The 23,164-nt window shown below is 66.4% G+C and carries 23 protein-coding genes; 10 read left to right on the top strand and 13 right to left on the bottom strand.

From position 1 onward, the window contains the following. Window positions 1–13: 13 nt before the first annotated feature. Complete coding sequence (meaB, locus tag QX051_RS21805) at window positions 14–1,003, top strand: methylmalonyl Co-A mutase-associated GTPase MeaB (protein WP_315777541.1); 990 nt, start codon at window positions 14–16, stop codon at window positions 1,001–1,003. After that, window positions 1,000–1,656 carry a pyroglutamyl-peptidase I gene (locus tag QX051_RS21800; protein ID WP_315777540.1) on the top strand — a complete coding sequence of 219 codons (657 nt, stop codon included), beginning with the start codon at window positions 1,000–1,002 and terminating at the stop codon, window positions 1,654–1,656. Before meaB ends, QX051_RS21800 begins: the two co-directional genes overlap by 4 nt. Before the next feature lie 38 nt (window positions 1,657–1,694). On the opposite strand, the gene QX051_RS21795 is transcribed toward QX051_RS21800, so the two are convergent. Further along, entirely contained in the window at window positions 1,695–1,982 is a 288-nt protein-coding gene (locus QX051_RS21795; RefSeq protein WP_315739884.1) for a GlsB/YeaQ/YmgE family stress response membrane protein, read from the bottom strand. 228 nt (window positions 1,983–2,210) lie between these two features. Here QX051_RS21795 and QX051_RS21790 point away from each other — a divergent pair, with 228 nt between their 5' ends. Continuing rightward, window positions 2,211–3,587, top strand: a complete 1,377-nt coding sequence (locus QX051_RS21790) for a TIGR03808 family TAT-translocated repetitive protein (protein ID WP_315777539.1) — start codon at window positions 2,211–2,213, stop codon at window positions 3,585–3,587. Between the two features lie 9 nt (window positions 3,588–3,596). Here the strand turns inward: QX051_RS21790 and QX051_RS21785 are convergent, their stop codons facing one another. The 6 genes from QX051_RS21785 to QX051_RS21760 all read right to left on the bottom strand — a co-directional run bounded on the left by QX051_RS21785 (window position 3,597) and on the right by QX051_RS21760 (window position 9,431). Then, window positions 3,597–4,457: a DMT family transporter gene (locus QX051_RS21785; RefSeq protein WP_315777538.1), complete on the bottom strand. Its 861-nt coding sequence runs from the start codon at window positions 4,455–4,457 to the stop codon at window positions 3,597–3,599. Between the two features lie 69 nt (window positions 4,458–4,526). Further along, on the bottom strand, window positions 4,527–5,123 hold the full coding sequence (locus tag QX051_RS21780) for a TetR/AcrR family transcriptional regulator (RefSeq protein ID WP_315777642.1): 597 nt from the start codon (window positions 5,121–5,123) through the stop codon (window positions 4,527–4,529). A gap of 123 nt (window positions 5,124–5,246) precedes the next feature. Continuing rightward, the gene (locus tag QX051_RS21775) at window positions 5,247–5,873 is read right to left on the bottom strand and encodes a TIGR03809 family protein (protein ID WP_315739887.1); all 627 of its coding nucleotides are present in this window, start codon (window positions 5,871–5,873) and stop codon (window positions 5,247–5,249) included. Between the two features lie 469 nt (window positions 5,874–6,342). Next, window positions 6,343–7,926 (bottom strand): S8 family serine peptidase, encoded by a 1,584-nt coding sequence (locus tag QX051_RS21770; protein ID WP_315777537.1) that lies wholly within the window; start codon window positions 7,924–7,926, stop codon window positions 6,343–6,345. Between the two features lie 93 nt (window positions 7,927–8,019). After that, the gene (locus QX051_RS21765; RefSeq protein WP_315777536.1) at window positions 8,020–8,865 is read right to left on the bottom strand and encodes a hypothetical protein; all 846 of its coding nucleotides are present in this window, start codon (window positions 8,863–8,865) and stop codon (window positions 8,020–8,022) included. Beyond that, window positions 8,862–9,431: a sigma-70 family RNA polymerase sigma factor gene (locus tag QX051_RS21760; RefSeq protein ID WP_008961196.1), complete on the bottom strand. Its 570-nt coding sequence runs from the start codon at window positions 9,429–9,431 to the stop codon at window positions 8,862–8,864. The genes QX051_RS21765 and QX051_RS21760 overlap by 4 nt, the downstream gene beginning before the upstream one ends. 322 nt (window positions 9,432–9,753) lie before the next feature. Between QX051_RS21760 and QX051_RS21755 the strand changes: the two genes are divergently transcribed. Next, window positions 9,754–10,902 (top strand): GGDEF domain-containing protein, encoded by a 1,149-nt coding sequence (locus QX051_RS21755; protein WP_315739890.1) that lies wholly within the window; start codon window positions 9,754–9,756, stop codon window positions 10,900–10,902. A gap of 11 nt (window positions 10,903–10,913) precedes the next feature. Further along, window positions 10,914–12,023 carry a DUF2336 domain-containing protein gene (locus QX051_RS21750; RefSeq protein WP_315777535.1) on the top strand — a complete coding sequence of 370 codons (1,110 nt, stop codon included), beginning with the start codon at window positions 10,914–10,916 and terminating at the stop codon, window positions 12,021–12,023. Window positions 12,024–12,051: 28 nt separating this feature from the next. Here QX051_RS21750 and QX051_RS21745 read toward each other — a convergent pair whose 3' ends face one another. Both QX051_RS21745 and QX051_RS21740 read right to left on the bottom strand, forming a co-directional pair. Then, entirely contained in the window at window positions 12,052–12,690 is a 639-nt protein-coding gene (locus QX051_RS21745; protein WP_315777534.1) for a DUF1109 domain-containing protein, read from the bottom strand. A gap of 2 nt (window positions 12,691–12,692) precedes the next feature. Continuing rightward, window positions 12,693–13,238: a sigma-70 family RNA polymerase sigma factor gene (locus QX051_RS21740; RefSeq protein WP_315756517.1), complete on the bottom strand. Its 546-nt coding sequence runs from the start codon at window positions 13,236–13,238 to the stop codon at window positions 12,693–12,695. Between the two features lie 325 nt (window positions 13,239–13,563). On the opposite strand from QX051_RS21740, the gene QX051_RS21735 reads away from it, so the two are divergent. The 3 genes from QX051_RS21735 (at window position 13,564) to QX051_RS21725 (ending at window position 16,482) form a co-directional block, all read left to right on the top strand. Then, on the top strand, window positions 13,564–13,953 hold the full coding sequence (locus tag QX051_RS21735) for a hypothetical protein (RefSeq protein ID WP_315739894.1): 390 nt from the start codon (window positions 13,564–13,566) through the stop codon (window positions 13,951–13,953). Window positions 13,954–14,037: 84 nt separating this feature from the next. Further along, complete coding sequence (locus QX051_RS21730; protein ID WP_315777533.1) at window positions 14,038–14,817, top strand: enoyl-CoA hydratase; 780 nt, start codon at window positions 14,038–14,040, stop codon at window positions 14,815–14,817. Window positions 14,818–15,066: 249 nt separating this feature from the next. Next, complete coding sequence (locus QX051_RS21725; RefSeq protein ID WP_315739896.1) at window positions 15,067–16,482, top strand: TolC family outer membrane protein; 1,416 nt, start codon at window positions 15,067–15,069, stop codon at window positions 16,480–16,482. Between the two features lie 74 nt (window positions 16,483–16,556). On the opposite strand, the gene QX051_RS21720 is transcribed toward QX051_RS21725, so the two are convergent. Next, a complete protein-coding gene (locus tag QX051_RS21720; RefSeq protein ID WP_315777532.1) occupies window positions 16,557–17,465 on the bottom strand; it encodes an amino acid ABC transporter substrate-binding protein in 909 nt (302 codons plus the stop codon). A gap of 178 nt (window positions 17,466–17,643) precedes the next feature. Between QX051_RS21720 and QX051_RS21715 the strand changes: the two genes are divergently transcribed. Then, on the top strand, window positions 17,644–17,931 hold the full coding sequence (locus tag QX051_RS21715) for a DUF3303 domain-containing protein (RefSeq protein ID WP_315739898.1): 288 nt from the start codon (window positions 17,644–17,646) through the stop codon (window positions 17,929–17,931). Between the two features lie 156 nt (window positions 17,932–18,087). Here the strand turns inward: QX051_RS21715 and QX051_RS21710 are convergent, their stop codons facing one another. The 3 genes from QX051_RS21710 to QX051_RS21700 form a co-directional block, all read right to left on the bottom strand. Beyond that, a complete protein-coding gene (locus tag QX051_RS21710) occupies window positions 18,088–19,287 on the bottom strand; it encodes an adenylate/guanylate cyclase domain-containing protein (RefSeq protein ID WP_315777531.1) in 1,200 nt (399 codons plus the stop codon). Window positions 19,288–19,492: 205 nt separating this feature from the next. Then, window positions 19,493–20,842, bottom strand: coding sequence for a carbohydrate porin (locus tag QX051_RS21705; RefSeq protein ID WP_315739900.1), 1,350 nt, complete (start codon window positions 20,840–20,842; stop codon window positions 19,493–19,495). 432 nt (window positions 20,843–21,274) lie between these two features. Further along, window positions 21,275–22,132: a LysR family transcriptional regulator gene (locus QX051_RS21700; protein ID WP_315777530.1), complete on the bottom strand. Its 858-nt coding sequence runs from the start codon at window positions 22,130–22,132 to the stop codon at window positions 21,275–21,277. 97 nt (window positions 22,133–22,229) lie between these two features. Here QX051_RS21700 and QX051_RS21695 point away from each other — a divergent pair, with 97 nt between their 5' ends. Next, window positions 22,230–22,607, top strand: coding sequence for a tautomerase family protein (locus QX051_RS21695; protein WP_315739902.1), 378 nt, complete (start codon window positions 22,230–22,232; stop codon window positions 22,605–22,607). The last annotated feature ends 557 nt before the right edge of the window (window positions 22,608–23,164 follow it).

Genomic DNA, 23,164 nt, shown 5'->3' with positions numbered 1-23,164 from the left:
CTATAACGGGCGCATGTCCTCTCGTTCTCCTTCGCCAAATACCACGGCCTTGGCCGACGATATCAGCGCCGGCAGCCGCGCGGCGCTGGCGCGTGCGATCACCTTGGTCGAGAGCCGACGCGCCGACCATCAGGCCGCCGCGCGCGAACTGGTGCAGGCGCTGCTGCCACAGACGGGGCACGCGATCCGGGTCGGCATCACCGGCTCGCCCGGCGTCGGCAAGTCCACCACGATCGATGCTCTCGGCATGTTCCTGATCGGACAGGGCCACAAGGTCGCGGTGCTCGCGGTCGATCCGTCCTCGGCGCGTACCGGCGGTTCGATCCTCGGCGACAAGACGCGGATGGCGCGGCTGTCGCATCACGAGCGCGCCTTCATCCGCCCCTCGCCATCGTCGGGCACGCTCGGCGGCGTCGCCGCCAAGACGCGCGAGGCGATGCTGCTGTGCGAGGCCGCGGGCTTCGACGTGATCCTGGTCGAGACGGTCGGCATCGGCCAGTCCGAAACCACGGTCTGCGACATGACCGATTTCTTCCTCGCCCTGATGCTGCCCGGCGGCGGCGACGAGCTGCAGGGCATCAAGAAGGGCCTGGTCGAGCTCGCCGACATGATCGCGATCAACAAGGCCGATGGCGACAACGTCAAGCGCGCCAACATCACCGCCGCCGACTATCGCGGCGCATTGCATCTGCTCAGCCCCCGCTCCGAGCACTGGCATCCGCCGGTCGTGACCTATTCGGCGATGGCCGGGACGGGCATTGCCGAGCTGTGGCAGAAGGTCCTCGACCATCGCAAGGCGATGATCGCCTCCGGAGAATTCGCCGCCCGTCGCCGCGACCAGCAGGTGAAATGGATGTGGACCATGCTGGAGCAGCGGCTGATGGCGCGGCTGCGCACCGATCCGTCCGTCCGCGCGAAAGTGAAGAAGCTGGAGACCGACGTCGCCGAGGGCCGCGTCGCGCCGGCGCTCGCCGCCGAGCAGCTCGCGGAGATGCTGACATGAGCGAGCGGCCGCGCATCCTGATCACCGGATTCGGCCCGTTTCCCGGCGCGCCGTCCAATCCGACCATGCCGCTGGTGAAGCGGCTGTCGGAGCTGCGGCGGCCGGCGCTGGATGACGTCGCCATCAGCAGCCACATTTTTCACGTGACCTATGCGACCGTGGATCGCGAGCTGCCCGCCCTGATCGCCGAGCGGCGCCCGCATGCGCTCCTGATGTTCGGCCTCGCCGGGCGAACATCATACCTGCGCATCGAGACCCGCGCGCGCAATGCGATCACCACGACCTTCCCCGATGCCGATCGCCACGTCGCGCGCAAGGGCGTGATCGCGCCGGGCGCACATCCGGCGACGTTCGGTCCGCACATGGCGCGGCTGCTGCGCGCGGCGCGCGCCACCGGCATCGATGCCCGGGCCTCGCGCGATGCCGGCAGCTATCTCTGCAACTATCTGAGCTGGCGCGCGATCGAGGCGACCAAGGCCGCCGAAGGGCCGCGGGTCGCCGCCTTCATCCACATTCCTCCCTTGCCGCGTGCCGGCATGGCGTTGCCGCACGGCAGTTCGCGCATCACGCTGGAGGGGCTGGTCGATGCCGGCGAAGCCATGCTGATGGAGCTGGTCAAGCTCGTGCGACAGGCGACCTGTCGCACGAGCTGACGTCGATAGTGGTATGACCGCTGACCGTCAGCGCTGTGTCAGATGCTCCAACGGCGCCGACCGCCAAATCCCCCGCCGATCAGGCGCAGCAGGAGCAGCAGGACCACGGCGCCGATGAAGGCGTTAATGATCGCGGCGACCAGTCCGACGCCCAGATGGATTCCGAGCTGCGGCAACAGCCAGTTGCCGATGAATGCGCCGACGAGACCGACGACCAGGTCGCCGATCAGGCCGAAACCGCCGCCCTCCATGACGCGGCCCGCGAGCCACCCGGCGACGATGCCGACGAACAGAATAACCAGTAGACTCTCATTGGACAGATGCATGACCCTCTCCTCGCCGATCCATTGCGGGAACAATGTCCGCGAGTCCCATTGGTTCCCTCGGGAGAGGCTCACCGGTTCGCCGGGCGACCCACCACCGGCGGCGATCTGACGTGAAGATTTAACCCTACCGCCAACAATCCCGGGCGCAGGCGCTCATCCTCAGCATCAGCATTGAGACTTTCAGCTTAAGTCGTGGCCGCACATCATCTTTTGCGCGAGACGCTGACCATGGATGTCAATCGCCGCCGCATTCTGGCTGGATCGGCTGCCGGCGCCGCCGGGGCATTGGCCCTGCCGGCGGATGCCGCACAGGCCGCCCCCTTGATCTCCGCGCTCGGGCGCGACGCCACACAGTATGGCGTCAAGCCCAACAGTCCCGACGACCAGACTCGCGCGCTGCAGCGTGCGATCGACGAGGCCGCCCGCGCGCAGGCGCCGCTGGCGCTGCCGCCAGGCACCTACCGGACCTCGATGCTGCGCCTCGCCAGGGGCAGCCACTTGGTCGGCGTCCGCGGCGCCACCAAGCTCGTCTTCACCGGTGGCGGCCCGTCGATGCTGTCAGCAGAAGGCGCTGACGGCATCGGCGTCACTGGCGTGTCGCTCGACGGCGGCGGCATCGCCCTGCCCCAGCGCCGCGGCCTGCTCCATGTCGCCGCTAGCCGCGACGCCCGTATCTCCGATTGCGAGATCACCCGCTCCGGCGGCAGCGGCATCTGGCTCGAGCAGGTCTCGGGCGACGTCAGCGGCAACGTGATCACCGACATCGCGGTCACCGCCATCGTGTCGTTCGACGCGCTCGGCCTGATCGTGTCGCGCAACACCATCAACGGCACCCGCGACAACGGCATCGAGATCCTGCGCACCGCGATCGGCGACGACGGCACGATGGTGCTCGACAATCGGATCGAGGACATCAAGGCCGGCCCCGGCGGCTCGGGCCAGTACGGCAACGCCATCAACGCCTTTCGCGCCGGCAACGTCATCATCAGCGGCAACCGCATCAGGAACTGCGACTACTCGGCAGTGCGCGGCAACTCCGCCTCGAACATCCAGATCGTCGGCAACAGCGTCAGCGACGTGCGCGAGGTCGCGCTCTACTCGGAGTTCGCATTCGAGGGCGCCGTCATCTCAGGCAATACGGTGGATGGTGCCGCCTTCGGCGTCTCCGTCTGCAACTTCAACGAAGGCGGCCGCATCGCGGTGGTCCAGGGCAACATCATCCGCAATCTGATCCCGAAGCGGCCGATCGGCACAGCACCTGACGACGATGCCGGCATCGGGATCTATGTCGAGGCGGACTCCTCGGTGACGGGCAATGTCGTCGAGAACGCCCCGTCCTACGGTATCGTCGCCGGCTGGGGCCGCTATCTCAGGGACGTCGTGATCTCCGGCAACGTCATTCGCAATGCGCTCGCGGGCGTCGGCGTGTCCGTCGTTCCGGGCGCGGGCACGGCGCTCGTCAGCAACAACATGATCTCCGGCACCCCGCGCGGCGCGGTGATCGGACTCGATCACATCAAGCCGGTGACATCGGACCTGACGCGCGACGGGACGCAAGGCTATGCGCAGCTCGTGGTCAGCGGCAACGCGGTGCGACGAAGCTGAGCCGCCGCTTCAAATCGGCCGAGCGCTCGGCCTCACTTGTGTGATCGCGACGCCGGTGATCGCCAGCAGCCCGCCCGCAATCAGCTTCGGTGTCATCCTTTCGTCCAGGAACAATACGCTCGAGATCAAGGCGAACACCGGAAGCAGCAGGCTGAACGGTGCGACGCGGCTCATGGAGTAGCGGGCGATCAACCAGAACCAGACGCCAAACCCGACAATTCCGCCGATGAAGACCGTGTAGGCGAGCGCCAGCCATCCGCGTTCATCCGCCGCGGCAAGGCTCGCCACCTGGCCATATTCGAGGAACGACGACATGACCATGACTTGCGGCACGGTGAGCAGCGACGACCATCCCATCAGCATCAGCGGTTCAAAAGGGCCGTAGCGCTTGGTCAGGACGTTGGACACCGCGAATGCGAAGGCTGCGCCAACCACCAGCAGCAGCGGGAGCACGTTTGCCGTCAGACCCGGCTCGGCCGCCAGCACGACCACGCCGGCGAATGCAAGCCCTACTCCAGCGCATGTGGAGAGGGACGGCTTCTCCGCCAGCAGCGGCCACGCCAACAGGACGGTGAAGGGCGTGGCGAGTTGATAGGCGACGGCAGACATGCTTCCCGAGCCGAGCCCAAGACCAACATAGAACAGCCCGAAGTTCAGGCCGCCCAGGAAAACGGAAATGACTGCGATGTGACCGAGCTGTTGACGCGTCGGCCTTTTGACGAACGGAACGAGCAGCAGCGCGATGGCCAGAAATCGAAGCGCGAGAAAGAATAGCGGCGGAAACTCCGTCACCCCCACTTTGATGACGACGAACTGATAACCCCACAGCAAGGGAACGGCCACCGAGCAGAGAATCTGGACGATGGTCATGGCATTCTCCATTTAATGGACTGATCAGTCCAGATATAGGCAGCTCAACAACAAGGCGCTCAACGGTCTCTATCGAATGACGCGGTCGAGAAGCGCGTCAACGGTGGCTTGCGATGTGATGGGCGCCGGCCCCGTCTTTCCGACCACGCGCAGCCCCTCAACGAAACAGACGAGAATTCGCGCGGCACTCGAAGGTTCGACACCCTCGGCCAGTTTGCCCGCCATCTTCGCGCGGGACAGTGCACCAGCCACCCGGATCTCCATGGCCTTGAAGAAACTCGCGATGCGCCGACCAACTTCGGTGTCCTGACCAGCAAGCTCCATGGCTGTCGCCACCAGCAGGCAGCCGCGCCGACCCTTGGCCCCGCAGGTGCGGTCGACGTAGCCGGCAAGATAGGCCCGCAGGCCGTCGACCGGCTCCCTGCTTGGGTCGAGCTCGGTATCCATCCGGGCCAGGGCATCGGCGATGTAACGGTCAAGCGCGAGCAGGAACAGCGAGTGCTTGTCACCGAACGCGGCGTAGAGGCTGCCACGCGAGAGCTTCGTCGCCTGAAGAAGATCAGGCAGCGCCGTCGCGTGATAGCCACGCGACCAAAACACACCCATTGCCCGCTCGACAGCGGCGTCCATGTCGAAACTTCGCGGGCGCCCACGCGGCAACTGCATCGGAGTCTGGCGGCTCATCACCGATATATGGACCATTCGGTCTTGAAATCAAGTGACCAGATTGAGGGCGGCTTGCGGCCCCCTTGGCTGCGATGCGGAGTGGGTCTGGAGCTCGCCCTGCGCCTAGAACGCGACCGCCAGCGCGGGATAGCGGCGCTCGATGGCATCGAGATCGACCACCGGCTCGTCATACTCGGCGTCGGATTGAATGCCGATGCTCAAAGCCTGCTCCAGGGCGAACATGTCGATGCGGGGCGGCGCGACGGCCGGCTCCGGCGCGATGGCATCTTCGGCCACATAGTCGGGTTCGATGACGTCGTCCGGTTCCAGATCATCCGCGGCCAGCTCGATCTCGGGCTCGACGATGATCTCGGACTCCGCAAGGATGGTTTCGAGCGAGGGCGGCAGCGCGATGGGGCGCCGCTCGATGGGGTGATTCTCGTGGAGACGGAGTTTGATCGGCTCCGGCTCGGCGGGGCGCACGGGAGCGGGTGGCGCAGCCACCATCGCAGCCGGCCGCTGGCTCGGCACGATGCTCACCTGCTCGGGCTCGGCGCGGGATAGCGCCTGCCAGGTCTGCACCGCGGCCTTGGCGTGCCGGATATCGTCGAGGAGCGACTGCTCGGTGTAGTAGCGGCGCCAACGGCCGCTCTGGAACAGCTCGGTCAGATGGTCCAGGCGCCTTTCGGCAAGCGCGCACCAGCGCGCAGCCAGTTCGCGGCTGCAAGTCACGTCCGGTCGATGTGTCATGGGGGAGCCCGTGAGATAAGGGGACGGACGCACTCGGCACGAATCAACGCAACGTGACGTGAATATTTTGTGGAAAAGGTTAACAAAGTCTAGCTAATGCCATGTTGTTTGGCGGCCAAACCGTAGTCGTGCGGAAATTTTCTCCGTGCTTTTTCGGAATCCGGCCTAGTGCAGCCACGCGAACGCGGCCAACGACATCGCCTGACAACCCGAAGATGTGCCCATCGGGCGGGCGAACACTGTCGGATATCAATGTCGCCGGGATTCGACCTGGCCCAGAAATGGAAGACCCGTCCGGGGGGACAACCGGACGGGTCGAGCCATATGGGCGCTTGGGGTGGATGGGCGCTCGCGCCGTATATAGCCTTGGGGAGGGGATCACCGCTCCCACATGCTTTCTGTCGTGACCGCCCCGCTGCACGTTCAAAGCGAGCGGGAGAATTTCGGAACGTTCACGAAAACGTTGGCGTCATTGCTGCGCCGGCCGAAGCGCGTCGCCGGCTGGAGATGCCTCGGTCACCGCGGCCGGCGCCGGACGCAACTCGCGGGCCGCCGCGGGCTCCGTTTGCAGCCCCGCGGAAGGCACAGCAGCAGCAGGCGCATCCTGCGGCGAGACCACGGCCTGGACCGCCGCCAACGCATCCGCCTCCCCTGCCCCGAACAGATCGTCGCGTCCGGGGGTCCCGAGATCGCGCGCGGTCCCGGTCAGCACGGTCCGCACCGTTTCCGGCTTCAACGCCGGATTGCGCTCCAGCACCAGCGCCGCAAGCCCGCTGACATAGGCCGCGGAAAACGAGGTGCCCGAGATGATCTGATATTTTCCGTCCGGCGCCGGCAGGAAGATCTCGGCGCCGGGCGCGGCCAGCGCGATGTAATTGCCGCGGTTCGACGCCGGCAGCAACTGATCCCTGTCATCGGTCGCACTGACGGCGATGACGTTCGGATTGCCCGCAGGATACAGCGGCGGCGACTTGGCCCCGGCATTGCCGGCCGCGGCGACCATCACGACGCCCTTGGAAGCGACGGCCGCGATCGCGAGCTCGATCACCGCGTCCTTCGGGCCCGCGAAGCTCATGTTGACGATCTGCGCGCCGTGCAGGGCCGCGTAGTCCAGCGCCTTCAGGATCACATAGGAGCTGCTCTCCGGCCCGCCGCCTTTCTTGGCCATGCCGAAGGCGCGGATGGCGATGATGCGTGCATAGGGCGCGCTGCCCATCAACCGCTTGTGCGACACGATCACGCCGGCGATGCCCGTGCCGTGCGCATGCGGTCCCTCGTCGCCGCCGAGCGCGTCGAACGCGTCGAACGACGCGTCGGCGAATTCCGGGTGCTTGAGATCGACCCCGGAATCGATCACGGCGATGGTGACGTTGGCGCCCTCGGCCAGCCTGTGCGCTTCCGGCAGCCGCAGCTTCGCCAGCGCGTATTGCGCCGGATCGCCCTCGACAGGCGGCGCACTCTGCTGCTGCAGCGTATAGCGGTAGTTCGGCTGCACCGAACGCACCCTGGCATCTGCCGCGAGCGCACGGCTGACCGCTTGCACCGAGCGGCGATCGGTGATCCTGAACAGACCGATGGTGGCGCCGATCAGCGGAAAGCGCTGCGAGCTGATGCGCTGCAGGCCATGGCGGCGCGCCAGCGCGTCGGCCTGATCGACCGAGAGACCGTCATCGATTTCGGCGACGATCTCGTTGGCGATGGTCCGCGGGTCGACCACGGCCGCAGCTTTCGGCTCGCCGCGCTGCGTCACCTTGGCGGACCTGCCTTTGTCCAATCTTCCTTGGGACCGCCGGCCCTGCCCGTCCCCCGTCACCGACCGGCGGTCGAGACATTCACCCGACACGCTGCGATCCGCCGGGTTGCAGGACGCCTGCAGGTTCGGTGCAAATCGCGCATTGGGCAAGGTCGGGCGCAAGGCCATCCCGGTCGGCGGCGACACACGCATCGCGGTGCCCGGGTTGATGCTCGGCACCCGGCTCGGGATGTTGATGTTGGGCGAACGCATCATCGCCTGGGCATGGGCACTGAGGTCGCCACCCGCGAAAGCAGGCATTGCGACGACAATCAGTATCGCGACCGATCTGGCGAACTGTAGCGGCGAAGTGGACGACATGGAGCCTCCGAATGACGTTCGGACGGCGCGGGCCTATTGCGCGGCCACCGCGAGGCTGACGATCTTCTCTCGCGCCAGACGGCCGATCAGGCTGTCGGCCTCGGCCTTCGACAGCGGCCGATCGCCGAGCTGCAGCTTGAACAGGCCGCCTCTGGCGCCCTCGACGATCGACGCCTGGTAGCTGTCGAGCAACGCGGAGATGTCGGCCATGCGCGCATCCGGCGCGAACCGCACCAGCGCATAGGAGGGCGCGGTCGATCCGGCGACCTGCGATCCAAGGCCGCGGATCAGCGGAGCGGCCGGGGCCGGTGCTTCGGCCATCCGCGAACGCGTCATGCTCTCGGGCGTCCGCTCCGCCGGGGCCGGCGCAGCAGCGCTCGGCGGCGGCGGCGGCGCGGCCATCGGTTTGCTCGCGGGCTCGGGAGCTGCGTTCTTGTCCTCGACCGAGGCGGTCTGATAGGTCGCGGTCTGCGAGCGCATCAGCACGGCGCCGATCACGCCGGCCTGCGCCAGCACCAGCAGCGCGCCGAGGCTGACGGTCCACGCCAAGGTCCGCGGCGACAGGCTGTCGAAGAAATCCATCAGCCGCGCGCTGAAGCCGCGCGGCGCGGCAGGCTTCTGCACCGGATCCGCCTCGATCGCCGCGAACAGCTTCTGCATCGCGCGCATCGAGGGCGCGCCGAGGCTTTCGTTCAGCGCGATGGTCTCGGCATATTCCTTCTGGATCTCCGCATACTGCCTGGCGAGATCGGCATCGTGGGCAAGCACCTCCTCGACCCGGCGCATGTCGCGCGCGTTCAGGGTGCCGGCGGCGTACCACGGCAGCAGGAGTTCGATCTCTCCGGGCTCTTGCTCCAGCATCTTGCTCAAAGCCATCATGGCCAGCCTCTTTCAATGCCGGCCGCTTTCAGGAGTTCGGCCAATTTCTTGCGCGCATAGAACAGGCGCGTCTTGACGGTGTTTTCCGGAATTCCGACGATCTCGGCCACCTCCTCCACGGACTTCTCGTGGTAGTAGACGAGATCGACGATCTCCCGGTGATCAGGCGAAAGCGCCGTCAGGCACTTGCGCAATGCTTCGCCGGTATTCTTCTTCTGGACCGCGACCTCCGGATCGTCGGACGTATCCTCGATCGCGTTCGCGGCCTCGTCTTCCAGCTCAACGTCCTTCCGGCGCCGAAGTGCCGACAGGGCCTTGAACCGCGTGATCGCCAGAAGCCAGGTGGAGACGGCAGAACGGCCCTCGAACTTGCCGGCCTGACGCCACACGTCGAGAAAGACCTCGCTGATGAGGTCTTCCGCGACCTGCTCGTCCCGCACGAGCCGGAGCCCGAAACGGTACACCCTGACATGGTGCCGTCCGTACAGCACTTGCATGGCGAGCCGGTCGCCTTGAGCGATCCGGGCAATCAGGGTTTCATCTGACGCCGCTGCTGTCACGCTCAATGGCCGTCTCGCAAGATTGGTCTGGAGGATTGACGTCGCGGTTCGAACACAACCGCAAAAATCTTCAAAATACCGGAAAGATACGTCCCGAAATGTGAGTTGGCGCACAGACTTGCAGATTTCGCTGCAGCGCCCAGGTCGATCGCGACCAGCGGGTTCCCGCCTACCATGTTCCGCCCGTTCCCGCCAACTGCACGTCCTGAAAGCCGTAGATTCCCCGTCGCAGCACGACGCCGGCGGCCTCTTCGTCCATGCCCATAGATACCAAAGTTAAATGCTTTCCCACGTAGATTTTGAGCCAACGACGAAGAATCGCGAGCACATGGGCACGACGGCACCGCCTTTTCCCAGTCCGAATGTCGCTGAGGCCGGGGACGCGCAGCCGTCTCCGTCCAGCGACCTGCGCGCGCGTCGTGCCGGGCGGCGCCGGCAGATGCTGGCGCTGGTCGCAGGATGCTACCTGATCGACGCCGTCATCCTGCTGATCTACGCCAAGGCGGGCACCGTCCCGGTCACGATCGCGCCAGCCTACGCCGCGATCGGCGTTCTCACCGTCGCGCTGTGGACCGCTTTGTCGGAGAGCGGTTTCAACGACCGTTTCCGCGACCACTACCTCGTGGTGCCGCAATCGCTCGCCAGCATGATGATCACGGTCGCGTTCTGCTACATCGCGCCCGAAGTCAGCATCCTGTTCCTGTGCACGCTGTACATCGTCGTCGCCTTTGCCTCGCTGCGCGCGACGCCGCGCCAGAGCGCGATCTGCTGGACGTTCCTCGCGATCGGCCTGGCGGGATTGTTCCTGCTCACCGACAAGCCGCTCGGCATGCCGCACGACAGCGGCCTCGAACGGCTCGCGACGCTCCTGGTCTTCCTCCTCACCATCGCCGGCTGCATGTTCCTCGGCATCTTCTCCAGCGCGCTGCGCGAGACGCTGTACCAGCGCGGACAGAAGCTCAAGGAAGCCTATCGCCGCATCGAGGAGCTGGCCGAGATCGACGAGCTCACCGGCGCGCTGAACCGGCGCTCGATCATGGATGTGCTGGACGAGGAGATGGCGCAGGCGCGGCAGGGCGGCCAGCCCTGCTCGGTCGTGCTGATCGATCTCGATTGGTTCAAGCGCATCAACGATACGCATGGTCATCCGACCGGCGACGACGTGCTGCGCACCTTCGCCATCACGATCTTCGCCAACATTCGCGGCAGCGACCGCTTCGGCCGCTACGGCGGCGAGGAATTCCTGCTGGTGCTGCCGGGCGCGCCGGCGGACGCCGCCGCGCGGCTCGCCGAACGATTGCGCCAGATCATCGCCGGCCTCGACTGGAGTGCGTTCTCGACCGGCCTGCAGGTCACGTTCTCGGCCGGCGTGGCCGCCCCGCGCGGCGACGAGACCGCCGATTCGCTGCTCGCCCGGGCCGATCGGGCGCTCTACGACTCGAAGGCGCAGGGCCGCAATCGCGTCACCAGCGCCTGAGCCATCCCGGCATGCCCCCGAAACCCACCCCGAACGAAAGCCTGCTCGACGAGCTCGAGGACACGCTCGCGCACGGCACCGTCGCCCGGCGGGTCGAGACCCTGCGCAAGGTGACGGACCTGTTCGTCGACGGCGCGACGGACTTCGCCGATGAGCAGGTCGCGCTGTTCGACGACGTATTCGAATGCCTGATCGACCACATCGAGATCTCGGCCCGCGCCCTGCTCGCGCGCCGGCTTGCGCCGCTTGCGTCGGCGCCGCCGCGGACGCTGCACCGGCTGGCCGATGACGACGCCATCGATGTCGCAGGCCCCGTGCTGTCGAAGTCGGAACGGATCGATGAGGCCGCGCTGATCCGCACAGCCGAGACCAAGAGCCAGGCGCATCTGCTCGCGATCTCGCTCCGGCGCGTGCTTAGCCACGCCGTCACCGACATCCTGCTCAGGCGCGGCAACGACGAGGTCGTTCACAGCACCGTCAGCAATCCCGGCGCCGACGTCTCGGGGGCCAGCCTCGACACGCTGGTCGATCGCGCCGCGCTGGACGAAAACCTCGCCGCGTGCCTCGCCATGCGGCCCAATCTGCCGCGCCACCTCTATCTGAAGCTGGTCGCCAAGGCGTCTGCCACGGTCCGCACGCGGCTCGAGGCGGCAAATCCGAAGCTCGCGCAGGAGGTCTCCTCGGCGGTGCGCATGGCGGGCCGGCGGGCGCGATCGAGCGCGGTGGCGCTGACCAGCCAGACCGAGATCGCGCACGCGCTGGTGCGCTCGCTGCATGCCGAGGGCCGGCTCGACGACCGTCTCGTCGTGCAGTTCACCGAGCAGCGCAAGTTCGACGAGGCCAATGCCGCCGTCGCGGCCATGGCCAACGTGCCGGTCGCGGTCGCCGAAAGCATCATGATCGAAAGCCGTGCCGAGGGCGTGATGATCCTTGCCAAGGTCGCAGGGCTGTCCTGGCCGACGGTGAAATCGATCATCCTGATGCGCGATGAGCTCGCCACCACCGCGCCGGCCGATCTCGATGCCTGCAAGGCGACCTATGAGCGGCTCCGGCGGTCCACCGCGCAGCAGGTGTTGCGCTTCCACCGCGTGCAGGACGCCGCGGCGCCGATGCAGGCGTAGTCGCGACCTCGCTCGTCGCGCAGCCCCCTCAGTAGCGCAGGACCCTTGCGCCGATGAGCGCGCCGAGCCCGGCCACGATCAGCGCGGCCACCGTGTACCAGGTCGCCACGAACAGCGGCGAGTCGTCGGTGCAATGCGCGGCATAGAGCGTCGCCGCGATCCCCGCCGAGACCAGCCCGGCGATCGCGCCCGTCATCGCCGGACGCGACGGCGCGCCATGGCGCAGGCCGAACAGCGCGGCGGCCAGCAGCGGCAGCGACAGCACGGGAATGGCGCTCATGCACACCATCGAATTGTGGCCGACCAGCCGCGCCATCATCGGCGTGCGCTGCGGCAGCATCATCTCCGCCGCCATGCCGCCGATGAGGACGACGATCGGCGCGATCAGCAGCCAGCTCCAGCCCTGCAGCGAGGCTTCGGGGCGCGACAGATGCAGGCCGATGATCAGCGCCGGGATCGCCAGCGCCGTGGTGACGACGAACTTCAGGTCGAAGAATGGATTGCGCACCGCGAGCCAGATGTCCGGCCGGACGCCGAGGCCGATGAGCAGCATCGCGGTCGATACCGGCGTCGCCGCCATCAGGGCCAGCGCCAGCACGATGCCGACCGGCTGCGCGCGCTGCGCATTGTCGGCCGCGAGGGTGCGGATGAGCTGATCGGTGTCCATGGTCAGGTATCCCGTAGCTTGGCCGTGAGGCTTGCGAGCGCCCGGTGCAGCGCCACCCGCACCGCGCCCTCGCTCATCGAAAACTTCTCCGCGGTCTGCTTGATCGAGGCGGCCTCGACTGCGATCGACTGCAGCACGTCGCGCTGGCGCTGCGGCAAGGTCTTCAGCTGCGCCTCGACCTCGCTGGCCGAGACGGTGGGCGCCGGCGGCGCGTCGGCCAGCGTCTCCGAGAAATCGTCGATGTCGACGAACACCCGCCGGCCGCGCCGGCGCAGCATGTCGATCAGCTTGTTGCGCGCGATCGCGAACAGCCAGGGCGCGAACGGCGCGTCGACGTCCCAGGTGTGCCGCTTCAGGTGAACCGCCAACAGAATTTCCTGCACGATGTCCTCGGCCTGGTCGGGGGGCTGGCCGGCGCGCGCCAGCCCGCGCCGTGATGCCGCGCGCAGCACCGGCGTGATCGCCCTCAGCAGGCGATGATAGGCCTCGTCGTCACCGGCGACGGCTTGGCGCATCCAGCCCGTCCACTCGTCGTCACGCTCGCGCAACTCCGCTCCACCCCCAGCAATTCGCCCGAAACACTCAGTTTGTTACTCTCGCTCCATCCTCATCACTAATTCGTGATGAGGACATTGGCCTCGGAACCATCCGAGTTACGCCACACCGAGAGCACGCCACCGGGCAAGTCTTGGAACCGCTCCATAGCACCGAATCGCGAGGTGCATGATCAGGTTTGATGGGCAGCGTCGCAAAGTGCGGCGGCGCCCAGCTTTTGCCGTGAGCGGCAGGAAGATACCCATTTTCTGCCCCGTTCTCGACATCTGTCGGGGTCTCACTCCGGCTTGGGCTGGCGGGATGGGGAGAAGGCCGACGATGACGATCCAAGCCAGTGGACGTTCAGCATTGATCATTGCCGCCGCGTTCGTTCTGGGCCTCGTTGGCACTGGATTCGCGCGCGCGGCCGAACAGCAGAGCTACAGTCCGTTCTTGCCGGTGGGGTCCGAGAGCGCTCCGGCGGCGAAGCAGGACGGCTTCCCGGCGCCGCTGCCGGCCGAAGCCCAGGCTCAGGCCGCACCTGCGGCGCAATCGACCGACGCCGCGCCGAGCGATGCGCCGGCGGCCTCGGACGTCACCGTGAACATGGTCACGGTCAGCAATGACGACAGCTCCGGCTGGGACAAGGCCTCGATCATCGGCAAGATCTTCATCGCCTGCGGCACCCTGCTCACCCTGGGCTCGGCGGCGCGGATGTTCATGATCTGAGGCGCCGCGCGGCGTCGCACCTACTTGATGCGCATCGATCCAGCGGGCACATTGCCCGCTGTTTTGATTTGCGGGGTTGGCATCATGAGCGTCTACGAGCACATCATCGTCGAAGGCAAAGGCGCGGTCGGTGTCATCACCCTGAACCGGCCGAAGATGCTCAACGCGCTGTCGTTCGGCGTCTTCCGCGAGATCGCCGCCGCCGTGGATGATCTCGAGGCCGACGACGCCATCGGCTGCATCGTGATCACCGGCAGCGAGAAAGCGTTCGCCGCCGGCGCCGACATCAAGGAGATGCAGCCCAAGGGCTTCATCGACATGTTCTCGAGCGACTTCACCGCGATCGGCGGCGACCGCGTCGCGCGCTGCCGCAAGCCGACCATCGCCGCGGTCGCGGGCTACGCGCTCGGCGGCGGCTGCGAGCTCGCGATGATGTGCGACTTCATCATCGCCGCCGATACCGCGAAATTCGGCCAGCCCGAGATCACGCTCGGCACCATTCCGGGCATCGGCGGCACCCAGCGCCTGACGCGCGCGATCGGCAAGGCCAAGGCGATGGACCTCTGCCTCACCGGCCGCATGATGGATGCGGCCGAGGCCGAACGCTCCGGCCTCGTCAGCCGCATCGTGCCGGCCGACAGGCTGATGGACGAGGTGATGGCTGCGGCCGAGAAGATCGCGGCGATGTCGCGCCCGGCGGCGGCGATGGCCAAGGAGGCCGTCAACCGCGCCTTCGAGACCCCGCTGTCCGAAGGCATGAACGTCGAGCGCAACCTGTTTCACGCCACCTTCGCGCTGGAGGACCGCGCCGAGGGCATGGCTGCCTTCATCGAGAAGCGCAAGCCGGTGAACAAGAACCGGTGAGATTGCTGCGGGTCACTCGCAGCTGAACGAATCGATCTGCCTCTGATGTCCACGGGTGCCCCTCACCCGCCTACCGAGCGCGTATCCGCGCGGCCATGTCGCAGCACTGCGACAAACGGTCTGTGGCGAGCACGCCACAACAAACCATGGAAAAGCCTGCCGGATTCCACATCCGCGGTTTGTGTGTGGCCGCCATCCGCCCTAAACAGGTAAACAACTGGCTAAGACAGTGGGACGCGGCGGAGTCGGATGGTGGGTCGAGCCAAGGAATTTGGCGTCGGCGAGGTGCGTGCGCGAAGGATCGGCCTCGGCCTGACCCTCGCGGCCAGCCTCGTCGTCTGCTCGCCTGTGCGCGCCGAGGATCTCGCCGCCGCGCTCGCGAAGGCGTATCAGACCAATCCGGCGCTCAATGCCGAGCGCGCGCGCCAGCGCGCCACCGACGAGAACGTGCCGCAGGCGCTGGCCGGCTATCGTCCGCAACTGATCGCGAGCCTCGGTGCCGGCCTGCAGGCCGTGCGCAACCTGCTCCCCAACAACACGATCCAGACCGCGACGCTGAAGCCCTGGACCATCGGCGTGACCGTCACGCAGACGCTGTTCAACGGCTTCCGCACCGCCAACAGCGTGCGCATGGCGGAGCTGCAGGTGCAGTCCGGCCGCGAGGCGCTGCGCAATGTCGGCCAGGGCGTGCTGCTCGACGCCGTCACCGCCTACACCAACGTGCTCGCCAACCAGTCGCTGGTCGAGGCACAACGCTCCAACGTCGCCTTCCTGCGCGAGACGCTCTCCGTCACGCAGCGCCGCCTCAATGCCGGCGACGTCACGCCGACCGACGCCTCGCAGGCCGAGGCGCGGCTGTCGCGCGGCCTGTCCGATCTCAACGCCGCCGAGGTCAACCTCGCCATCAGCCAGGCGACCTATGCCCAGGTCATCGGCATGGCGCCAGGCCAGCTGCGCGCGGCCGACCCGATCGATCGCCTGCTGCCGCGCAGCCGCGAGGACGCGATTGCGCTCGGCAACAAGGAAAATCCGGCCGTGGCTGCGGCGAGCTTCGACGTCGACGCGGCCTCGACCTCGATCAAGGTCGCCGAGGGCGCGCTGCTGCCGAGCGTGACCCTGCAGGGCGGTGTCAGCCGCAGCCGCGATTCGGATCAGACGCTGGGCACCTTCGGCACCGACCAGGCCTCGATCGTCGGCAGCGTCACCGCGCCTATCTATGACGGCGGCACGGCGGCGTCGCAGACCCGCCAGAGCAAGGAGCTCGCGGCGCAGAGCCGCCTCGTGCTCGACCAGGTCCGCAACCAGGCGCGCACCGCGGTGGTCAGCGCCTGGGTCGCCAATGAAGGCGCCAAGGTCGCCGTCAGCGCCTCCGAGGCCGAGGTGAAGGCCGCCACCGTCGCGCTGCAGGGCGTGTCGCGCGAGGCGCAAGGCGGCCAGCGCACCACGGTCGACGTGCTCAACTCGCAGGCCGACCTGATCCAGGCCAAGGCGCGGCTGATCGGCGCCCAGCGCGACCGCGTCATCGCTTCCTACACGCTACTCAGCGCGATCGGCCGGCTCGACGTCAAGAACCTCAATCTGAATACGCCGGACTACCTGCCCGAGGTTCACTACCATCAGGTGCGCGACGCCTGGCACGGGCTGCGCACGCCCTCGGGGCAGTAGCGCGGGACGAGACCCGCGCGAGCGCCGGCCTCATCCCATCCTGTCGATACGCCGTATGACATAAGCCGAAGATACTAATAGGCCTTGGGATCGCCGCTGTCGCTCGGATGCGCGAACGCCTTCTGCAGCGCGGATGTCATCGGGAAGCTGAAGTTGACGCCTTTCGGCGGCACCGGCGCCATGAACCATTTGGCGTACAAGGCCGCGATCTCCGGGCTCGTATAGAGCTTCGTGGCGGCGCGGTCGACGACGGCCTTGAAGGCCGGATCGTCCTTGCGCAGCATGATCCCATAGGGCTCCGGCATCGAGAACTGATCGGTCGAGATCACGAAGTCCGACGGCGTCTTCGCGCTGGCCACCAGGCCCGCGAGCAGGATGTCGTCCATCACATAGGCGTCGGCGCGACCGTTCTCGACCATCAGAAAACCTTCGGCATTGTCCTTGGCCGTCAGCACGTTCATGCCGAGCTGGCGCGCCGTGTTGGCCTCGAAGAGCTGCTTGATGTTGGTGGTGCCCGACGTCGAGGCGACGGTCTTGCCCTTGAGGTCGTCGATGGTCTTGAGGCCGCTCGCGGCCTTGGCGACGAAGCGGTTGGCGGTGAGGAAATAGGTCGGCGAGAACGACACCAGCCGCTGGCGCTCGATGTTGTTGGTGGTCGAGGCGCATTCGAGATCGATGGTGCCGTTGGCGATCAGCGGAATGCGGGTCGCCGACGACACCGGCGTCAGCTTCACCTCCAGCCTGTCGAGCGTCAGCGTCGCCTTGATCTCGTCGACGATCCTGTTGCAGATGTCGAGCGCGAAGCCGAGCGGCTTCTGGTTGTCGTCGATGTAGGAGAACGGCAGCGAGGTTTCGCGGTAGCCGATCGTGATCGCGCCGGTCTCCTTGATCTTCTGCAAGGTGCCGGTCAGCTCCTCCGCGAAGGCGGGTGCGGCCAGCACCGCTGCAACCAGAGCGTACGCGACGAGACGTGCCTTCTTCATTGGTTTCTCTTCCCGTTGGATGCGAGTTCCCTCGCAGAAGCAAGGACTGCGCCAGGGAAAGGCGTCTCGTCCACGAGGCCATCGAGGCCTCGTCCGTCAGGCGAACGATGTCCCCCCGGGCTGGCACCCCGCACCGATTCACCGCACAATGCGTGCACGTCAGGACGGAGGCGCACACATGCTGTTCATGGTGATCGAACGTTTCAAGGACCGCGATCCGATCCCGGTCTATCGGCGTGTCCGCGATCCCGGCATCACGTTTCCCGACGGGCTGAAATATCTCGGCAGCTGGATCGAACCCAATTTCGACCGCTGCTTCCAATTGATGGAATGCGACGACGCCCGATTGCTGCAGCAATGGATTCTCTCCAATGCTCGCGACTCCGGCATGACGTTCGAGATCGTGCCGGTGGTGACGAGCGCTGAGACGCGCGAGGTCGTCGCGCCGTTTCTGGACGAGGCGTGAACGGCGGAGAAGTCCGCGTAGGGTGGGCAAAGCAGCAGGCGGCTGCGTGCCCGCCGTCTTTCCACGAACTCATCAGCAGGATGATGGGCACGGCGCCACCACGATCTCGAACGTGGAGACAGCGCGGCTGCGCCTTTGCCCACCCTACTGAATGCCCTACCCATCGAACGAAAACAGCTCGATCGGGTCGTTGAATCCGCGCACCGGGAATTCGCCGACGCGCTCGAGCGCGAACGGGCCTTCGACGAGCTCGGCGAAATCGCGCGACAGCAGCACCGGCCGGCCCACCTGCTTGGTCAGCGCCTCCATCCGCGAGGCCATGTTGACCGCGGGGCCGATGACGGTGAAATCCAGCCGGGTGCGCGAGCCGATATTGCCGTACATGACGTCGCCGACATGGACACCGATGCCGTAGTTCAGCGGCGCGCGGCCGGTCTCGCCGTTGCGCGCGTTCAGCTCGGTCATCGCCTTGCGGGCGCCGCTCACGGCGTGCAGCAGGTTGGCGCAGGCAGCGGGCTCGGTGAGCGGAAAGATCGCCAGCAGGCCGTCGCCGATGAACTTCAGGATCTCGCCGCCGTGCTGCGTGATCGGCTCCACCATGGCATCGAAATAGCTGTTGAGCAGATCGATGACGTCGTCGCGCGGCCAGTTATCGGAGATGCGGGTGAAGTCCCGGAGGTCGCAGATCATGATGGCGGCACGCACCGTGGTGCCGCTGCCGCGCCGGGTGGCGCCGGCCAGCACCATCTCGCCGGCATGCGGCCCGACATAGGTTTCGAGCAGGGTCCGCGCCAGGCGGTTCTTGACGCGGATCTCGCTGACCAGCGCCAGCACCGGCACGAGCCTGATCAGCGCGTCGATGTGCGCCTGGTCGAAACCGCCGCGCCGGTCGGTCGCGAAGGTGACGATGTGGCGCTTGCCGAGCGTGTGATACATCGGCCATGCGACATAGTCGGTCAGGCCCTGCGCCCGCATCTCGTCATAGATCGCGTGCCGACGGCCGAGCTCGGGGTCGCGCGCGAGGTTCTCGCGGATCTCCTCGACGCCCTCATGGATTTCGCTGGCGGGACTGCCGATGTATTCCGAGCGCTCGCGGACGTCGTAGTCGACGCGGGCGATGTCGGCGCCCTCCATGCCGTCGCTCCACAGCATGCGCGCGCCGAGCCACTGCGGATGATTGATCTGGACGTGCAGCGAGGCCCGCTTCACCGGAATGCCGGCACGCTGCAGCCGGTTGCACATCTGCCCGAAGATGTTGTCGATGAAGCGCTCGTCGCGGGTGCCGTTGGTGAGCCAGTCCACGACCTCGTCGCCCAGGCGTCGGCCGGCGACGGGATGGGTGTCTGTTGCGGTCATGGCGGTCTCCTGGCAGCTCGGCGTCGCGGTCCAGGAGATGTCGTGTCGCAATGCGAAAGAGTCAATCGACGTCATCGCATCGCGGCCCACCCGGATGGGTAGGATACGCCAGCTCCTCATCGGATCGGCGAGCCGGGACAGCCCTGACGCCTCGCGCAGATGGGGCGGATGCTGCACACCCGCCCCATCGGCTCACATCACAGGATCAGAAGTGCACGACCGTCCGCAGGCCGAGCACCACCGCATTGCCGGTCTTCACGCCGGCGGCGTTGAAGCCGCGTCCGCCCGGATTGATGACATACTGGGCGTCGAACTTCAGGTTCATCCAGCCGGTCGCCTGCCAGCCATACCAGGCCTCGATCGGCACCTCGTTGCCGCCGGCATTCGGCGTCAGCGCCGCCGAGTTGACATGCGTCGTGCCGACCGCGAAGCCGACCTCATCGTCGGGACGGAACGAGAAGGTGCCGGTGTGCTTGACGCCCCAGGAGATCTGGTAGTCCTGATACGAGGTGCGGTGATCGGCGACGCTGGTGTTGAGGAAGGTGTACCAGCCCTGCGCCTTGGGACCCTCGACCGTCAGCCGCTGCAGGATCGATTCGTAGAAGCCGTAGCGGCCGCGCTGGCTGCTGAGGTTCTGATCTCCCACGCCGGGACCACCGGGGACGACGGCGACGATGCCGGGCAAGCCGCCATCGATCGTCGACGCGCTGTCATACCAGCCGCCGAAGCGCCAGGTGCCGTTCAGCGGACCGCTCGGCTCCCACACCACTTCCACCGGCACCAGCACGCCCGAGGCGGGAGTGGAGCGCGGAATGCCCGGCGCGAGGTAGACGCCGGCGTCCGACGTCGTCAGATAGTTCGGATTGGCGTCGTAGACGCCGACCGACAGCTTCCATTCCTTGGTGAAGTTGTAGTGCACGACGCCGGCCCACTGGCTCACCGGCCAGTTGTAGATGTAGCCGCCCTGGATGTTGCCCGGCTGGCCGCCGCAGAAGGTCAGGTTGATGAACTCGCACTGGCCGAAGAAGAAGTCGGAGCCGACCGGCAGCCGGCCGCCCTTGAGCACGAGGCGGTCGTCGAACAGCTTCTGCTGATAGTAGAATTCGGTGAGGCGCAGGATGTTGCCGCGGCCGAACACCTCGTTGGTCAGTTGCAGCGCCGGAATGCCGGCCTCGCTGTTGAGATTCTTGCCGAAGCGATCGACCAGCGTCACGCCAATCATGCCGCCCTGGATGCCGGCGAGCTTGGCCATGTCGAACTTGGCTTCGAACCACAATTGCCCGGCATTGGCCGCTGTGTTGCGCGAGCCACCCGACAGATTGGTGACGGCTTCGTCGCCGAGCGTGAGCGCGAGCGAGATGCCCTGCTCCTTCAGCCTGGTCCGGCCGAGATCGCCGAACAGATACGGCCGCGTCCAGAAATCATCGACACCCGCATAGGGAATCGGCGGCGCCTTCATCGGCAGATCGGCCGCGACCGCACCACCGCCACCCAACAAACAAGACAAAGCAACCCCTACGCCGCACATGCGCGCGGTCGTCGCAAACCCACTCATTTTTCCTGCTCCTCGCAGCGTCCCCAGGCTCTGGATGTTGTTCTGTCGCGTCCGGCCCAGAGCCTCCGTCCCGGCACGCGCTTCCCCACGGCTCAATCCCGGCCGCCGCTCATTCGAGGAGCGATTTCGTCAACCTGAGATTGGATGGCAATCCTAGCAAGCACCAGGGCGCCCTTGAATAGTCATATTATATTTGGGAGTCGGTATAACCGTAACTGTGACATGAGTATCACATCCCGCATTGCGGAATAAGGCTTACGTCAATTCCACCCCGGCGACCCCTGAGGAGCCAATTCCAAGAGCGATCAGATCTGCGCGCGGGCACGCGCGATCCATCCGCGAGCAGGACATCAATCCGGCCGTCGAAATAGCGTTCGGAGTTGATCTCAGCTCCAAGCTCCGTCACCTGCGCCGCGGCACGCGCCGCATGCATCACGCCCGCACCGCGCTTCGGAAGGCCGCCACGAGGGCATCGAGCGCCGCGCGCGCCCGGCCATCCCTCACCCGCGTGTGCAGCACGACCGGCAGCCGGGGCAGCTCCGGCAATCCGAGCCTTGCGCCGACATCGACCGCGCCCGATGGCAGCATGCGCGGCGCGAGCGCGGCAACGCCGAGCCCGGCCGTGACGGCCGCGACGACCGCCGCAACGCCGCCGCCGACAAAGATTTCGGCCCAGGACACGCCGGCCGCATCGAGATGCTGCGCGGCCATCGCGCGCACGCCGCACGGCTCGGCCATGGTCGCGACCGGCAACGGCTCGCCCGCGCGCGGCTCCCAATCCGGGCCAGCGAACCAGCCGAACTTCTCCTCGGCCACGAGGTCGCCATCGCTGCGTCCGGCATGCAGGCGGACGATCACCGCCTCGAGCTCGCGCCGGTCGTAGCTCTGCAGCAGGTCGGCCGACGATCCGATGCGGATCTCGACCACGAGATGCGGATCATGGTCGTTCATGCGCGCGATCAGCGCCGGCAGCTCTGGCCCGGCCACATGGTCGCTGATGCCGATGATCAGACGCTGCCGCACACCGGCGAACACCGCGAGCGCGCGGTCGTGCGCTGCCAGCAGCTGACGGGCAGGATCGAGGAAGACCCTGCCTCGCTCCGAGAGCTGCACATGACGCGGCGTGCGCTCGATCAGCCGGCACCCCAGCCGGTTCTCGAGCCGCCGCAGCTTCAGGCTGATCGCGGCCTGGGTCGTCTGCATCGCCTCGGCGGCACGGGTGAAGCTGTTGAGCTCGGCGATACGGACGAAGGCCTGGACCTCGTCCAGGTCGAGCGGGTGTTCGGTCATTTCCAGCCATTATGACTGATATCTCGATCCCCAGCATACCCGAACCGCACCGCCGCATCTAACCTCTCAGCCGACATCACGGATGAAAGGACTAGGGATGCCGCTGCTTCACATCTCGCTGCGCGCGGGCAAGCCGGAGGCCTACCGGCAGGCGATCTTCGACAGCCTCTACCGGGCGATGCGCGAGGCGCTCGACGTGCCGGAGGACGATCAGTTCATGACCATCACCGAGCACGATCCTTCCAACTTCCGCTATGGCAACGCCTTCGGCATCAACCGCAGCGACGATCTCGTCTACATCCAGATCACCGTCTTCAACACCCGCACGCGAGAGCAGAAGAAGGCGCTGTTCCGACGCATCGCCGAGCTGCTTGGGGAAAGCCCCGGCATCAGGCCGGAGGACCTGTTCATGACCATCCTCGACGCCGCCAAGGAGAACTGGTCGGTCGGCCACGGCCTCGCGCAATTTGCGTGAGGCGATCGGCGGCGAGCGGCTCGCCTGGAAGCAGGATGTCTGCGCGCGTCATTGCGAGCGCAGCGACGCAATCCAGAATCCTTCGGAGAGACAGTCTGGAATGCTTCGCTTGCGCTCGCAATGACAAGGACAGAGCGCGTCGTACGTCCTAGCGAGGCTGCGCATCTTGAATGAAGGCATTCCACTCATCGCGAACGACGCCCCGAAGCAGACCAGGAGGGATCGTGCCCACGTTTGCTCGCCCAAGATAATTGGGCGGTGGGCCGCATGTCTCGATGAAGAAGTTGACGGCGTCGCCTGCTGTATTAACCCCAGCGGCTTTGGCCGTTGGTGCATGCGTGCGGACGCAGGCTTTGAGGTTTGAGACCACTTGACGTAATTTGTCGTTCTCGGCCCGTGCGGACACTGACAGCGCAACTGCAACAAGCAGCAATGCAATTGCCGTTCTCAAAGCATCGATCCCATGAAATCCAACCCACCAGAATTGCATCGGCAATTGCGGTTCAAGTTTGTAAACACCAGTTACGCGCCGGCTGGCGGGTCAGCCAGCTTCGGGT

Origin of the sequence: Bradyrhizobium sp. SZCCHNR1053 (assembly GCF_032381235.1) — a bacterium.
In the GTDB taxonomy this organism is placed as follows: domain Bacteria; phylum Pseudomonadota; class Alphaproteobacteria; order Rhizobiales; family Xanthobacteraceae; genus Bradyrhizobium.
Note: the sequence above shows the minus strand (reverse complement) of the source record. Positions and strands in the feature narration are given on the sequence as shown.